The sequence below is a fragment of the Burkholderia anthina genome (assembly GCF_001547525.1).
In the GTDB taxonomy this organism is placed as follows: domain Bacteria; phylum Pseudomonadota; class Gammaproteobacteria; order Burkholderiales; family Burkholderiaceae; genus Burkholderia; species Burkholderia semiarida.
In genome coordinates this window covers 1,074,964-1,089,901 of the sequence record NZ_CM003768.1, presented here as the reverse complement: position 1 = coordinate 1,089,901, position 14,938 = coordinate 1,074,964, and the positions used below count along the sequence as shown (strand labels likewise).

Annotated in this window: 11 protein-coding genes; 5 read left to right on the top strand and 6 right to left on the bottom strand. The window is 68.7% G+C overall.

Annotated elements, in window-relative coordinates; all coding sequences use genetic code 11:
• Nucleotides 1–41: 41 nt before the first annotated feature.
• The gene (locus WS64_RS05045; protein WP_060965886.1) at nt 42–482 is read right to left on the bottom strand and encodes a nuclear transport factor 2 family protein; all 441 of its coding nucleotides are present in this window, start codon (nt 480–482) and stop codon (nt 42–44) included.
• Nucleotides 483–528: 46 nt separating this feature from the next.
• A complete protein-coding gene (locus WS64_RS05040; protein WP_060965885.1) occupies nt 529–2,553 on the bottom strand; it encodes an oxidoreductase in 2,025 nt (674 codons plus the stop codon).
• Nucleotides 2,554–2,707: 154 nt separating this feature from the next.
• On the opposite strand from WS64_RS05040, the gene WS64_RS05035 reads away from it, so the two are divergent.
• Complete coding sequence (locus tag WS64_RS05035; RefSeq protein WP_208606846.1) at nt 2,708–3,289, top strand: PadR family transcriptional regulator; 582 nt, start codon at nt 2,708–2,710, stop codon at nt 3,287–3,289.
• A 147-nt stretch (nt 3,290–3,436) separates the two neighbouring features.
• Here the strand turns inward: WS64_RS05035 and WS64_RS05030 are convergent, their stop codons facing one another.
• From WS64_RS05030 to wecB, 4 genes are all read right to left on the bottom strand, one after another.
• Entirely contained in the window at nt 3,437–4,417 is a 981-nt protein-coding gene (locus WS64_RS05030; RefSeq protein ID WP_060965883.1) for an NADPH:quinone oxidoreductase family protein, read from the bottom strand.
• A gap of 244 nt (nt 4,418–4,661) precedes the next feature.
• Entirely contained in the window at nt 4,662–6,986 is a 2,325-nt protein-coding gene (locus WS64_RS05025; protein WP_060965882.1) for a xanthine dehydrogenase family protein molybdopterin-binding subunit, read from the bottom strand.
• Complete coding sequence (locus tag WS64_RS05020) at nt 6,983–7,444, bottom strand: (2Fe-2S)-binding protein (RefSeq protein ID WP_059573824.1); 462 nt, start codon at nt 7,442–7,444, stop codon at nt 6,983–6,985. The genes WS64_RS05025 and WS64_RS05020 overlap by 4 nt, the downstream gene beginning before the upstream one ends.
• A 455-nt stretch (nt 7,445–7,899) precedes the next feature.
• Nucleotides 7,900–9,117, bottom strand: coding sequence for a non-hydrolyzing UDP-N-acetylglucosamine 2-epimerase (gene wecB / locus WS64_RS05015; protein WP_059640937.1), 1,218 nt, complete (start codon nt 9,115–9,117; stop codon nt 7,900–7,902).
• Between the two features lie 1,123 nt (nt 9,118–10,240).
• Between wecB and WS64_RS05010 the strand changes: the two genes are divergently transcribed.
• The 4 genes from WS64_RS05010 to WS64_RS04995 are packed head-to-tail and all read left to right on the top strand — an operon-like array spanning nt 10,241 to nt 14,616.
• The gene (locus WS64_RS05010) at nt 10,241–11,809 is read left to right on the top strand and encodes a glycosyltransferase family 2 protein (protein WP_060965881.1); all 1,569 of its coding nucleotides are present in this window, start codon (nt 10,241–10,243) and stop codon (nt 11,807–11,809) included.
• Nucleotides 11,810–11,812: 3 nt separating this feature from the next.
• On the top strand, nt 11,813–12,826 hold the full coding sequence (locus WS64_RS05005; RefSeq protein WP_060965880.1) for a bactofilin family protein: 1,014 nt from the start codon (nt 11,813–11,815) through the stop codon (nt 12,824–12,826).
• Nucleotides 12,819–13,832, top strand: a complete 1,014-nt coding sequence (locus WS64_RS05000) for a YaiO family outer membrane beta-barrel protein (protein ID WP_059640943.1) — start codon at nt 12,819–12,821, stop codon at nt 13,830–13,832. Before WS64_RS05005 ends, WS64_RS05000 begins: the two co-directional genes overlap by 8 nt.
• A 13-nt stretch (nt 13,833–13,845) precedes the next feature.
• Nucleotides 13,846–14,616 (top strand): hypothetical protein, encoded by a 771-nt coding sequence (locus WS64_RS04995; protein WP_060965879.1) that lies wholly within the window; start codon nt 13,846–13,848, stop codon nt 14,614–14,616.
• Nucleotides 14,617–14,938: the final 322 nt, after the last annotated feature.

Below are 14,938 nucleotides of genomic sequence, written 5' to 3'. Positions count from 1 at the left end.
TGTCGGCCTGCGGCCCGTTGCACGCTAGCGCGTGTTCCCGCTCACCCGCCGGTCTTGAACGCCGGCAACTGCTGCCCGAGCCGTACGCCCATTTCCGCGCCGAGCGCCTGCAGCGCATTGAACGGCCGGATCATCACCTCGAATTCGACGATCCGCCCTTCGTCGTCGAAGCGGATCATGTCGATCCCCTTCAGCGCCTTGTCGCCGACGGTCGCGTCGAACTCGAGCACGACGCTCTTGCCGTCGTCGGTCGAGAACTGGCGGCAATACGTGAAATTCTCGAGGATCGTGATCACCGTGCGCAGCGCCATCAGCAGCGCGGGCGCCGGCCCGTACGGCTTGAACGCCATCGGCGAACGGAACACGGCGTCCGGATGGACGATCGATTCCAGCGCGCCGAAATCCTTGCGCTCGACCATCGCGTGCCACGCGTCGAGCGATTTCGCGACGGCGGGATGAACATTCAGCAGTGAGTGCGTCATCGCGGTCTCCAGTAACGTAGTTGGATCGAATGGAAACGAGTCGGTATCAAAGCGTCGCGGCCAGCGTCGTGCCCTGGTGAATCGCGCGCTTCGCATCGAGCTCGGCGGCCTCGTATGCGCCGCCGATCAGATGCACGCGGCATCCGGCGGCTTGCAGTTGCTCCGCCAGCTCGCGCGACGGCTCCTGCCCCGCGCAGATCACGACGTTGTCCACCGGCAGCGTCTGCTCGACGCCGTCGATCGTCACGTGGAAACCGTCGTCGTCGATGCGGCGGTACGTGACCGCCGACGACATCCCGACGCCGCGCGCCTTCAGCGCCGCGCGGTGAATCCATCCGGTGGTCTTGCCGAGCCCGTCGCCGACTTTCGACGCCTTGCGCTGCAGCAGGTGCACGTGCCGCGCCGCCGGCTCGGGCCGCGCGGCGCCGAGCCCGCCCGCGGTCGCATACGTACTGTCGACACCCCATTCGCTGAAGAAACGGTCGGCATCGACGCGCTCGCCGCCGTCGCGATGAACGAGATATTCGGCGACGTCGAAGCCGATCCCGCCCGCGCCGACGATCGCGACGCTGTGGCCGACGGCCTTGCCGTCGCGCAGCACGTCGAGATAGCCGAGCGCCTTCGGATGGTCGATGCCTTCGATCGGCGGTGTACGCGGCACGATGCCCGTCGCGATCACCACTTCGTCGAATTCGCGTTGCAACAGCATCTCGGCGCTCGCACGCGTATTGACGTGCAGCGTGATGCCGCGCAGCTCGATCTGCCGGCGGAAGTAGCGCAGCGTCTCGTTGAACTCTTCCTTGCCGGGCACCTTCTTCGCGAGGTTGAACTGGCCGCCGATCTCGGCGCCGGCCTCGTACAGCGTGACCGCGTGACCGCGTTCGGCCGCCGTGACCGCGAAGCCGAGGCCCGCCGGCCCCGCGCCGACCACCGCGATCCGCTTGCGCCGCGGCGCGGGACGAATCACGAGCTCGGTTTCATGGCACGCACGCGGGTTCACGAGGCACGACGTGATCCTGCCGCTGAACGTATGGTCGAGACACGCCTGGTTGCAGCCGATGCACGTGTTGATCTCGTCCGCGCGCCCTTCCCGCGCCTTGCGGACGAATTCGGCATCGGCAAGGAACGGCCGCGCCATCGACACCATGTCGCAATAGCCGTCGGCGAGCAGTTGCTCGGCGACTTCCGGCGTGTTGATCCGGTTGGTCGCGACGAGCGGAATGCCGACCTGGCCCATCAGTTGCCGCGTCACCCACGCATACGCGGCGCGCGGCACCTTGGTCGCGATGGTCGGAATGCGCGCCTCATGCCAGCCGATACCGGTGTTGAGGATCGTCGCGCCGGCCGCCTCGATCGCCCGCGCGAGCCGGATCACCTCGTCGAGCGTCGAGCCGCCTTCGACGAGATCGAGCATCGACAGCCGGTAGATGACGATGAACTTCGCGCCGACGCGCTCGCGCACGCGCCGCACGATCTCGACCGCGAAGCGGACGCGGTTGTCGTACGCACCGCCCCACGCATCGTCGCGATGGTTCGTGCGCGCGGCGATGAATTCGTTGATCAGGTAGCCCTCGGAGCCCATGATCTCGACGCCGTCGTAGCCCGCATGCTGCGCGAGCGCCGCGCATCGCACGAAATCGGCGATCGTCTCGTCGACCTCGTCGCTCGTCAACGCATGCGGCGTGAACCGGTTGATCGGCGCCTTCAGCGCGCTGGGCGCCGCGAGCGCCGGGTGATACGCATAGCGCCCGAAATGCAGGATCTGCAACGCGATCCTGCCGCCTTCCGCGTGCACCGCGCGCGTCACGACGCGATGGCGTTCGGCGTCCGCTTCGGTCGTCAGCATCGCGCCGCCGGGCGCCGGGCGGCCACGCTCGTTCGGCGCGAAGCCGCCCGTGACGATCAGGCCGGCCTCGCCCCGTGCGCGCTCCGCATAGAACGCCGCCATCCGCTCGAAGCCGTTCGGCGCTTCCTCGAGGCCGACGTGCATCGACCCCATCAGCACGCGGTTCCGGAGCGACGTGAAGCCGAGTTCGAGCGGGGTCGTCAAATGCGGATAACGGGAGGTCATCGGGAGCGTCTCCAATTTTTATGCAACAAGTTGCATGGATGGTAGCTCGCCGCCCTCGTTTATGCAACATGTTGCATAAACAGAGTCCCGTCGTTTGTGCCGTGGCCCCGATATGGCAAGATGCAGGCCATTGCGCAGCCTCCTTCGATCCGACATGTCCCTGCCTCACGCGCTTCTCACCGCCCTCGCCGAACGTCCCGGTTCGGGGTCCGAGCTCGCCGATCGTTTCGATCGCTCGATCGGCTACTTCTGGCAGGCGACGCATCAGCAGATCTATCGCGAACTCGGGCGTCTCGAGCAAGCGGGCTGGATCGAATCGCTGCCGGCCGAATCCGGTCGCGGCCGCAAGCGCGCGTACCGGATCCTGCCGGCCGGCAAGAAGGAATTGCGGCGCTGGATCGCCGAACCGGAAGATCCGACGCCGTTGCGCGAAGCGTTGATGGTGCGCCTGCGCGCGGAAGCCGTGCTCGGGCCGGCCGGCCTCGAGGACGAGATCCGGCGGCGCATCGCGCTGCATCAGGAAAAGCTCGACCTGTATCTGCAAATCGAGGCGCGTGATTTTTTGGCGGCCGGCGATCCGGCGGCCGGCGACCCGGCGGCCGGCGCTCCGGCGGCCGGCGAGTCACGCACGAAGCGCCTGCAGCATCTGGTGCTGCAGGCCGGCATCGCGAACGAGCGGTTCTGGGTCGAGTTTTCGCAGCACGCGCTCGATACGCTGCGTCTGCCGAAGGATTGAAGCCGCGGCGGCGATTCGCTTCACCGCCGCTCGACATCGTGCGTCTGACTACATGGCGACGATGCCTTTACAACGGTCGCCCCGCGCCCGTCGTCACGAAGAACCCGCCGCGCGGCCCGCGTTGAATCGCCGCGCGGCGAAACCGGATCACGCGTCCGGGAAAATCACCACCTTGCCCTTCACCTGCCGGTTCGCCATCCGCGCGATCGCGTCGGCCGCACCGTCCAGCGACACGCGCTCGGTGATCGCGGGCCGCACCTTGCCGGCCGCGAACCATTCGGCGAGCAGCCGCATGTTCGCGGCATGCTGCGCCGGATCGCGCCGCACCGCATCGCCCCAGAACACGCCGAGAATGTCGCGCTCCTTCAGCAGCGCGAGGTTCAGCGCGATCTTCGGAATCTCGCCGGCCGCGAAGCCGACCACGAGAAACCGGCCGCGCCACGCGGTCGCACGCAGCGCCGCTTCGCTGCATGCGCCGCCCACCGGATCGTAGACGACGTCGGCGCCGCGCCCGCCGGTCAGTTCGTCCACGCGGCGGCGCAGATCCTCGGTCGCATAGTCGATCGTCTCGTCGGCGCCCGCTTCGCGGCACAGCGCGAGCTTGTCCGCGCTCGACGCCGCCGCGATCACGCGCGCACCGAGCGCTTTCGCGATCTCGATCGCGGCGAGCCCGACGCCGCCGGCCGCGCCCAGCACGAGCAGCGTCTCGCCCGCCTGCAACCGCGCCCGCTGCTGCAACGCGTGCAGCGACGTACCGTACGCGAGCACCAGCGCCGCGCCCTGCTCGAACGTCATGCCCGCCGGCAGCGCGGCGAGCTGGTGCGCATCGGCCACGCACTGCTGCGCGAACCCGCCGTGCCCGGTGAACGCCATCACGGAATCGCCGGGCCGCCAGGCGGTGACGCCCTCGCCGACCGCGTCGATCACGCCGGCAAACTCGGCACCCGGCGAAAACGGCAACGCCGGTTTCACCTGATAGCGCCCCTGGACGATCAGCGCGTCGGGAAAATTGAGCGACGCCGCCTTCACCTGGATCCGGACCTGCCCGGCAGCCGGTTCGGGAATCGCGACGTCCTCGATGCGCAAGCGGTCGATCGGGCCGAATGCGGTACACAACAGGGCTTTCATGCGCTTCTCTCTCCTTGCGCGGCGTGGCCGGGCATCGGTATGGTCCGCGGGATCCGCCCGCTCGGCCGGTTCGCGACGCACGCACGATGGCCTTCGGCGTCGGCACGATCGTCAGCATTCCGGCTGGCGGAAATTTAGCACGGTCGTTCGCAACCGACAACGATGCAGACGCGAGTCCGCGCACCGGGAGGCGCGCCGGGCCGCGCGATGCGGCCCGGCGCCGCCGCCACGAACGGTGGTTGCGTCAACCCGCCCGCGGTTTCGCGAGCTGATCGGCAACCGGCAGGCTGCGGATACGCGTGCCGGTCGCCGCGAAGATCGCGTTGGTCAGCGCCGGCGCGACGGGCGGCAGGCCCGGTTCGCCGACGCCGCCGAGCGGCGTCGAGTAGTCGTCCGGCGCGACGAGATGCACGCGGATCTCGCGCGGCGCCTCGTTCATCCTCAGCACCTGGAAGCCATTGAAGTTGCTCTGCTCCGGGTGGCCGTCCTTGAACGTGATCTCCCCGTGCAGCGCGATGCCGAGCCCCATCACCACCGCGCCCTCGAGCTGCGAGCGCACGCGCTCCGGATTGACCTGCGGCCCGCAGTCGATCGCGATGTCGACGCGCGGCACCGAGATCCCGCCGTCCGCGCCGACCTGAACCTCGCACACGGCGGCCGTGTACGACACGAAGCTGCGATGCGCGGCGATCCCGAGCCCGTGCCCCTTCGGCAGCTTGCGCCCCCAGCCGGCTTCGCGCGCGACCGTCTCGACCACGCGCCGCAGCCGCCCCGTATCGACCGGATACAGCGCGGGATCCTCGCCGTAGTTCACGTTCTTCACCGTGATGTGCGGTTCGAAACGCCGCGCGGGCCCGATCAGTTCGAGCAGGAAATCCTTCGGATCGCGGCCGGCCGCATGCGCGAGCTCCGACACGAAACTCTGGATGCCGAACGCATGCGGGATGTTGTACACCGAACGGAACCAGCCGATCCGCGTGTGCGCTTCGGCGGCCGGATTCTCGATCCGCACGTTCGGAATCGCGAACGGCAGATCCGCGATGCCCTGCGCGAGCTCGCCCGGCTGCTCGTGCACGACGCCGGCCCGGAACGTCGACTGGATCGACGGCGCGACCGTGCGATGCTGCCACGCGACGACCTTCCCCGACGCATCGATCCCGCCGTCGAACGCCTCGAGCGACACCGCGTGGAAGTAGTCGTGCGCGATGTCGTCCTCGCGCGTGAAGGTCAGCTTCACGGGCGCGCCGACCGACTTCGACAGCAGCGCGGCTTCCACCACGTAATCGGGCTTCGACTTGCGCCCGAAGCCGCCGCCGAGCAGCGTCACGTTGACCGTCACGCGCTCGGCCGGCAAGCCGAGCGCCTTCGCGATCTCGTCGCGCGTGGTCTGCGGCGCCTGCGTGCAGGTCCACACTTCGCAACGGCCGTCGGCCACGCGCGCGACGGCCGCGGGCGGCTCCATCGTCGCGTGCGCGAGATGCGGGACGTAGTACGTCGCACGCACGCGTTTCGCGGCGCCGGCGAGCGCGGCCGCCGCGTCGCCGTCGTTGCGGATCACGTCGCCCGGCTGCGCGGCGGCCGCTTCGAGCGTCTTGCGATAGGCGGCCGAGTCGTAGCCCGCATGCGGCCCGCGCTTCCAGTCGATCTTCAACTGCGCGCGTGCCTGGATGGCCGTCCACGTATCGCGCGCGACGACGGCCACGCCGCCGAGCGGCTGGAAGCCGGACGGCAGCGGCGTCGACGCCAGCTGCACGACCTTGACGACGCCCGGCAGCTTCTCGGCGGCCGACGCATCGAACGACGCGACCGTGTCGCCGTAGGCCGGCGGTCGCGCGACGACCGCATACAGCATGCCGTCGAGCCGCGTATCGATCCCGTACTGTGCCCGGCCGCCGACGATGTCGCGTCCGTCGATCAGCGCCGTCCTGCCCTTGCCGATATAGCGGAATTCGGCCGGCGCCTTCAACGCGAGCGTCGTCGCATCCGGCACCGGCAGCGCGGCCGCTTTCGCCGCCAACTCGCCGAAGCCGAGCGTGCGTCCGGTCTTCGGGTTGACGACCTCGTGCACCGTCACCTTGACCTGGCGCGCGTCGACGCCCCACTCCGCAGCGGCCGCCTGCGCGAGCATCGTGCGCGCGGCCGCGCCCGCGCGGCGCAGCGCGGCGAAGCTCTGGCGCAAGCTGCGCGACCCATCGGTGTTCTGGTTGCCGTAACGCGGCTCGTCGCCGACCGCTTGCGCGACCTTCACGCGCGCCCAGTCCGCGCCCAGCTCGTCGGCCACCACGAGCGCGACGCTCGTGCGCACGCCCTGCCCCATCTCGGAGCGGATGCAGGTCACCGTGACGGTGCCGTCCGTTGCGATCGCAACGAACAGGTTCGGATCGTCGCGCAAGCCGTGCGGCATGCCCGCGCCGCCGTACCGCGGATTCGCGCTGACGGGCGGCTGCACGGGCGCGGCCGTCTGCGCGAGCGACGGCACGCCGAACGCGAGCAGCAGCCCGCCTGACGCGAAGCCGAGCAGCAGCGCGCGGCGGCTTTCGTTGTGGACGGAGAGTTCGGATGCGCTCATGCGGCACCTCCGCGGCGCACGGCCAGCCGGATCGCCGCGCGAATGCGCGTATAGGTGCCGCAGCGGCAGATGTTGCCGGACATCGCATCGTCGATGTCGGCGTCGCTCGGATGCGGATTCGTCTTCAACAGCGACGCGGCCTGCATGATCTGCCCGGACTGGCAGTAGCCGCACTGCGCGACGTTCAGTTCCTGCCACGCCTGCTGCAGCGGGTGCGTGAGGTCCGTCGACAGCCCCTCGATCGTCGTCACGCGTTTGCCGGAAGCCGCCGCGACCGGCGTGATGCAAGACCGGATCGCCACGCCGTCGAGATGGACGGTGCACGCACCGCACAGCGCCATGCCGCAGCCGAACTTGGTGCCGGTGTGGCCGAGGACATCGCGCAGATACCAGAGCAACGGCATGTCGGGATTGCCGTCGAAGTGCTGCTCGCTACCGTTGACGGTCAGCGTGATCATCGTTCACCTCCTGGTTGCGATGCCCGCCGGGCAGGCATCGGGTGGGGATTCGAACGGCGCGGCGCACATTCCGAACGATCAGGCAGGCGTGGCGCCGTTTCGTCGGCCGTGTCGCGTGCAGGCACGGCCGGGCGGATGCCGCGAACGATGCTGTCGGCCGGTTGCCCGTGCAACCTTTCAACCGAACGCCGGCCGGCCGCTCGTCCGCATGGATCGCCGTCGGCATTATCGAACCATTTCGGATTCGACGTCGGATCGGGGCGATTCGGGAGTTTTAGGCAAGCGGGAAGAAAACACGGCCGGGAACGGGGCGTGTCGGCGGCATGACTGGCGAATGCAACGGGACGATTCGTGCCGGGGCGCACACGTGCAAACATCCGGCCGACCTCGCGGCCGGACCGGATGCTCGATGGATGCGCGCGAACGCGTCGGAACGCGCTACCGCATGGTTTTCCTCACGGCGAGCGCAACGCCTGCAACCCGAGCGTGAGCGCGTTGAACGGCATTTCGGCGGCGCCCATCGCGAAACTCGTCGTCTTCGTGGGCACGCCGGGCGTACGCATCAACGCGTGCACGATCCGCTCGCTCGCATGGCCGTCGCCATACGGATTGCTCGCGCGCGACATTTCCTCGTAAGCGCTCTCGCTGTCGAACAGCCGCGACGCCTCCCACACGATCCTGTCCTGGTCGGTCCCGACGAGCCGCGCGGTGCCGGCCTGAATCGCCTCGGGCCGTTCGGTCGTCTCGCGCGTGACGAGCACCGGCTTGCCGAGCGCCGGCCCTTCCTCCTGAATGCCGCCCGAATCCGTGATGATGAAATACGCGCGCGACATCAGGAATACGAACGAAAGATATTCCTGCGGCTCGATCAGGTAGATGTTGGGCACGCCGCCGAGCCGCGCGCGCGCCGGTTCCCGCACGTTAGGATTCAGGTGCAGCGGATAGACGAACTGCGCATCCGGATAGCGTTTCGCCAGCGTGCAGAGCGCGTCGCAGAAATTCCGGAACGGTTCGCCGAAACTTTCGCGGCGATGGCCGGTGATCAGCACGACGCGCCGCGACGGTTCGAGAAACGGGAAGTACGCGGCGATCCGGTCCGTTAGCGCGGCGGTGCGATCGAGCATGCGCTTGACCTCGTGCAGCGCGTCGATCACGGTATTGCCGGTCAGCGAGACCGCCCCGCCCGGCACGCCCTCGCTCAGCAGGTTGTCGCGTGCCTGCCCGGTCGGCGCGAAGTGCCATGACGACACCGCATCGGTCACGCGGCGATTCAGTTCCTCCGGCCACGGCGACCAGATGTCGCCGCTGCGCAGGCCGGCCTCCACGTGTCCGACCGGCAGATAGCGATAGAACGCCGCGAGGCTCACCGCGAGCGTGGTCGTCGTATCGCCGTGCACCAGCACGACGTCCGGACGCAATTCGTCGAAGACCATGCCGATCGCCTGAAGAATGCCGGTCGTCACGTCGGTCAGCGTCTGGCCCTGCCGCATCAGGTTGAGATCGTAGTCGGGCTTGATGTCGAACAGCGTCAGCACCTGGTCGAGCATTTGCCGATGCTGCGCGGTCACGCATACCCGGGCGTCGACACCCGCCTGCGCCTTCAGCGCGCGCACCAGCGGCGCCATCTTGATGGCCTCCGGCCGAGTCCCGAACACAAGCAAGATCTTCTTCATCGTTGTCCTCGTTTAGCCGCTTCGCGCGTGGCGATCCTGCACGTGGCGCGAAGCATGTATTCGGGCGGCGCACCCCGTACTCGCGCGCGATCGACATGCCGTGGTGCTGCGGGGCGAGCGGGCCACCTCGTCCGCGCGGTCCGGGCCGCGCGAATCGTCGTACTACCGGCCGGTTGCGGTGGATCCATCACGTCATGAGCAGCTCCTCGCCGTGTCGAGCGTCAGGTCCTCCTGCTACAGCAATATTCAAACCAGCCGGCCCGCATCCCGGCCCGCTTCGTTTCACGGCGATCGTGTGCACGCGGCGCGTTGCGGAATGTTTCACAACTGCTACGGGCGCCCGCATCGCCGCCCCCCGCAACAACGACAAACAGCGGGACGCGCGCGCGATCCGTCACACGACGTCGTCCGACGAATCGCGCATGCCTGTCGTCACGCGTGACGCATCGAAGCGCGCGCATCTTTCGACGCGCGTTGCGTCGTCTCGATTCGCCCCTTTCGTCGGTGCAGCGCGTGGCGCGCACGCGGCCGTCGGCCGCCGTCGCGCGTACGGAATTTCTCCGGCGCAAGACGGTGCTTGCGTCACACGAATCGGTGCGCGGGAAATGTTGCGAATGTGTAACGCGACGCCGAATCCGGCAAATACATCGGAGTGCGTTCCTTTTTCCTCATGCGAAACCGGCGCGCGTTTCGACCGCCATACCGCCGCCCACGCCCCAACGGACGGGACGAACCGGCCGCCACGCGAAGTGGGAAACGCTTGCCGCCGGCGCCGCGCGGGCCGAATGCGATCCGTGCACGCTGATTCGTCAGTGAATCAAAACGCGCCGCCCACGCGCGTCCCGGATCCGCTTCCCCGGCACGGCGCCTTGCCGCACGGGGCATCCGGGCAGATGGCTCACGCCTTGCTTGATGTCGGACAGGTGTCCCGAAGCACTCGCACGGCAGCAGACGGACGGGGACGCCAAGGCAACGAAGCCGGGAGGCGACGCAACGCGTCCGTCCGGGGCACCCGACCACGGCCCCTGCGCGACGGACGCGCCACCGCTTTCCATTGACATCCGCGCGATCCACGCAGCGCTTCGGCGCTCACCGGTCGTCGTTGCGGGACCGGGGACCAGACATGAAGAAAACGCGCACGGCGTCACTCTGCGAGCAAGGCATCCTGCTGCTAATCGTGCTTGCCTGCTCGCTGATCGTGCGCGACACCGACACCGCATCGCAGACAATTGCCGAACCCGCCCGGTTCGGCGCGCCCGCTGTCAACGCCGCGAACGCCGCACACATCGCGATCGCGGTGGAGCGCGCCGCGCTCGACAGCGTGACGCTGTCCCGCTCCGCGCAGGCGTCGCCCGATCCGGATGCGTCGCTCGCGCCGCCGCCCGCCACCCCGCCGGACCTCACGTTCGATCCCGAGTTGCTGCTGATGCCGTGCGTTGCCTACCTGTGGCTGTTCACGCTGCTGACGTGCGTGTACGCCGGGCGACACTACGTATTCAGCATCGACCGCCTGTTCAAGCCGCAGCATGCGCCCTACCGGACGATGACCCACGGCGATTGGCCGCGGCTCACGGTCTTCGTCGCCGCCCACAACGAGGAAACCGTCATCGTCGATTGCCTGATGGCGCTGCTGGCCACGACCTACCCGCGCGACCGGCTGACGATCATTCCGGTCAACGACCGCTCGACCGACAACACGCGCGCGCTGATCGAGGAAGTCCGGGCGCTCGCGCCCGAGCTGATCCAGCCGTTTCACCGCGAGACCGGCAAGCCGGGCAAGGCGGCCGCGCTGAAGGATGCGCTGCGCTTCATCCGCGGCGACATCATGGTGGTATTCGACGCCGACTACCTGCCGCGCCCCGGGCTGCTGAAGGAACTCGTCGCGCCGTTCTTCGACCCGGAAGTCGGCGCGGTGATGGGCCGCGTCGTGCCGCAGAACGCCGACAGCAACCTGCTCGCGCGGCTGCTCGATCTCGAGCGCGCGGGCGGCTACCAGGTCAACCAGCAAGCCCGCAACAATCTCGACCTGGTGCCGCAATACGGCGGCACGGTCGGCGGCATCCGCAAGAGCGCGCTCGACGCCGTGGGCGGCTGGTGCGACGACACGCTCGCCGAAGACACCGACATGACCTACCGCCTGCTGCTCAGCGACTGGCGCACGGTCTATCTGAACCACGCGGAATGTTACGAGGAAGTGCCGGAGCGCTGGGCCGTCCGCGCCCGGCAACTGACGCGCTGGGCGAAGGGCCACAACCAGACGATGCTGCGCTATCTGCTGCCGGTGCTGCGCAATCCGCTGATTTCGCGGCGCTGCCGGCTCGACGGCGCGCTGCTGCTCGGCGTATTCGCGATGCCCGCGCTGCTCGCGATCGCCTGGAGCGCCGCGCTCGCGCTCTACCTGTTCAACGGCGTCAACTCGACCGCGCTCGGTTTGCTGCTGTCGCTGTTCGCGCTGTTCTCGTTCAGCACCTTCGGCAACTTCGGCGTGTTCTTCGAGATCGTCGTCGCCGCGCGGCTCGACGGCCGCGCGACGCGCCTGCGGCTCGTGCCGGTCAACGTCGTCGGCTTTTGCGTGACGATTGCGGCGGTCGTCTCCGCGCTCTGGGGGCTCCTGCTCGACGCCGCGTTGCGCCGCGAACTGAAATGGGACAAGACCGAGCGTTTCCGCCGGCAACTGAAACCGGAGCGATGAGCGATGACGACCTTCAACGTGATGGTGCCGGTGGCCGGCGTGCTCACCCTGCCGTTCCTGCCGCTGCTGCATGAACTGATCCGGCGCAGCGACGTCGCGGCGCTGCCGATCGGCGACGGGCCGTTCGTCGATCAGGCGCTGCTCGCCGCGCGCTGGCACGACGCGCTGCGCGCGCACGCGGCCGGCGCGCCGCCGGCGGATGCGTCCTTCGCCCCACCGTGGCAAGCGCTCGGGCTGGCCGTGCAGCATGCGGAAGCGATTCACGTCGCACGCGACGCGCATCGCGACGACGTGCTCCACGCCGATCGCACGATCACGCTCGACGACGGCGCGCGGGCCGCGTACGCATTCGCCGACGAGCGCATCGACATCCACGCCGGCGCGACGATCGGCACGCTCGCGCATGCGCCGCTGGTGGACGTCGACGGCGCGGTGCTGCGCGGCGTCGTGGTCGGCGGCACGGTGCGCCTGCGCGGCGCCGGCGGCTTCGCGTGCCTGTACGGCGAGCCGATCGTCTTCGGCGCGGCGCCGGACGCGCGGCCCGCGGACACGGCGGCCGCTCCGCGCCGCGCGATCTCGCTCACCCGCCACTTCGCGTCGCTGCCGCATCGCTTCCTGCACGGTCGTTACCTGCTGCCGTGCGACGTTCGTCTGCCCGCGCATACGGTCGTGCAAGGCAACCTGATCGTCGACGGGACGCTCGTCCTCGGCGAAGGTTGCGTGCTGCGCGGCAGCGTCAAGGCGCATCGCGTCGAGCTCGAACGTCACGCGCTGCTGCACGGCGCGGTATTCGCGCGCGACGACGTGTTGCTCGCCAGCGCGAGCTGCATCGACGGCGTCGTGTCGGCCGGCGGCCTGCTGCGGCTCACGGGCGCGCGCATCGGTGTCGCCGGTCATCCGGTCAGCGCGTGCGCGCGCGACGTGTCGATCGTCAATCATGCCTGCGTGCATGGTGACCTCGTCGCGTGGCGCAGCGGCTGGTTCCATACATCCCGTCAAGGAGCGCCTCATGTCTGATCGCCCCAGCCATCGCGGCCCGCGCGTGCCGGTTGCCACCCTCGCGATGCTGTGCGGCGTCGCCTTCGGCGCGCCTGCGGCGCTGGCGGAGCAGCCGGACGATGCCGCCGCCGTGCCCGCCGTGCAGCCTCCGCCCCCCGCGACCGTCATCACGCCACGCATGCGCGACGAGTCGATGTTTGTGCGTGTGGACGCGGAAGGCCTGCCGGACGGCGTGCCGCTCGCCGAATTCACGCCCGAGGATACGAACCGGCCGCCGCTGCCCGATGCCGTCGTCGCGCATGTGCAGGCGCCGCGGGAAACGCATACCGAACTGACGCTCGGCTATTCGAGCGCGCACCTGACGCACGGCTACGGCGACTGGTACGGCGTCCACCTGCGCGGCGTCTATCAGGATGGCGGCCGCACCATCCTCGGCGAACTGGCGCAACTGCACCGCTTCGGCGAGAACACGCAGCTCGGCGCGCTGACCTACGTGCAGGATCTCGGGCCGGACTGGTTCGGCGGGATCGGCTTTTCGGGCACCACGTCGGGCACGATCCTGCCGAGTGCGCGCATCGACGCGTCGATCAACCGCAAGCTGTTGCCCGATCGTTCGCTGGTCGTATCGCTCGGCGCAGGCTACGCATGGAACCGCAGCGGACACCGCGATCAGCTCTATCACGCCGGCGTGATCTGGTACGCATTGCCGAAGTGGATTTTCGAGGCGGGCGCGAACTATACGGTCGATTCGCCCGGATCGGTGAAGGCGCCCGGCTACTACGGCGCCGTCACCTACGGCGAAGCCGGCAAGAGCGTGATCGTGCTGCGCGGCGGGGTCGGCCGCGAGGCGTATCAGGTCACCGGCTCAGGCACGCAGATCGCGGATTTCCGCAGCCACGAGATCACCGCGAAATGGCGCTACTGGTTCACGCGCAAGTGGGGAACGCAGCTCGAATTCGCCTACTACCACAACCCGTACTACTCGCGGATCGGCGGCGAGCTCAGCGTGTTCTATCGCTGGTAGGCGGGCGGACGCCGTGCACACGCATCCCGTCCGTCCTCCCGTCGATCGTTCGCTGCGCATCCACGCGCATCCGCAGCGCTGGCTGTGGTCGATCGCGCTGCTGACGCCCGCGCTGTACGCGTCGCTGTGGTTCGGATTGCCGCTGGCGTGGCGCTACTGGCGCGCGGTCATGGCGTGGGGCGCGCGCGAGATCGATCCGGCGCTTCACGTGATCGTGATCGGTTATCCGCCCGACGCGCCCCGCGTGCCGCTGCTGTCGATCGACGTCGCGGCCCGCCTGCCGGGCGACATGCTGCTGGCCGCCACCGCCGCGCTCTGTGCGATCGGTTTCGCCGCATCGTTCATCCGGCGCGCGAACTGGCTGCCTGTTGCATATCTGTTACGTATCGCGAGCTTCACCCAGTTGCTGATTTGCGCGTACTTCTGGCTCGCGCCGGGCACGTTCCCGTATGTCCCGCAACTGCATCTGCGCGACATGTTCGTGCTGCACGGCGCGGCGATCGCGCTGATCCCGCTGGTGATGGCCGCGCTGTACTACCCGCTCGATTTCTCGCTGCTGCAAAAGGCCGCCGCATCGCTGCTGGTGCTCGGCTACTTCGTGGTCGCGCTGCCGTTCGTGATGCTGCTGCATGCGACGATCATCCATCACGGCTCGCTGCTGTTTCTGCCGTTCTGCTATTTCCTGCTCGGCGGGCCGCTGCTGATCGGGCTGCTCGTCACGCTCTATACCTACTGCGCGAGCTGGCCCGGCGCACTGACGCGCGATCGCGATTCCGTCTGCTGATAGCGCCGTCAAACGCGCCGTATCAGCGATGAAACGAATCCGCCGCGTTTGCGACCGCGCCGTGCGACGTGCGTCGCAGGAAGCCAGCAGGACCGGGCCTCCTGCGCCAATGGCACGTTGTTCGCTTCTTTCAATGCGTCGCATCGAGTCCTCTCGTCGGCGAAGGCAGCGCCGCGCACCGCCGCATGTGCGCGACCGGCTGCCGTCGACACGCACCGCTCGATACCCGACGAACCGGACAGCCGCACACACCTACGGGGCTGGATTGGTCGACCTGGCGGCACGCGGATCACGCTGCCGCACGCCCCCATTCCTTGAGCGA

Coding starts and splice junctions, on each gene's coding strand:
- WS64_RS05045 (WP_060965886.1), bottom strand. CDS start 482: ATGACGCACTCACTGCTGAATGTTCATCCCGCCGTCGCGAAATCGCTC.
- WS64_RS05040 (WP_060965885.1), bottom strand. CDS start 2,553: ATGACCTCCCGTTATCCGCATTTGACGACCCCGCTCGAACTCGGCTTC.
- WS64_RS05035 (WP_208606846.1), top strand. CDS start 2,708: ATGTCCCTGCCTCACGCGCTTCTCACCGCCCTCGCCGAACGTCCCGGT.
- WS64_RS05030 (WP_060965883.1), bottom strand. CDS start 4,417: ATGAAAGCCCTGTTGTGTACCGCATTCGGCCCGATCGACCGCTTGCGC.
- WS64_RS05025 (WP_060965882.1), bottom strand. CDS start 6,986: ATGAGCGCATCCGAACTCTCCGTCCACAACGAAAGCCGCCGCGCGCTG.
- WS64_RS05020 (WP_059573824.1), bottom strand. CDS start 7,444: ATGATCACGCTGACCGTCAACGGTAGCGAGCAGCACTTCGACGGCAAT.
- wecB (WP_059640937.1), bottom strand. CDS start 9,117: ATGAAGAAGATCTTGCTTGTGTTCGGGACTCGGCCGGAGGCCATCAAG.
- WS64_RS05010 (WP_060965881.1), top strand. CDS start 10,241: ATGAAGAAAACGCGCACGGCGTCACTCTGCGAGCAAGGCATCCTGCTG.
- WS64_RS05005 (WP_060965880.1), top strand. CDS start 11,813: ATGACGACCTTCAACGTGATGGTGCCGGTGGCCGGCGTGCTCACCCTG.
- WS64_RS05000 (WP_059640943.1), top strand. CDS start 12,819: ATGTCTGATCGCCCCAGCCATCGCGGCCCGCGCGTGCCGGTTGCCACC.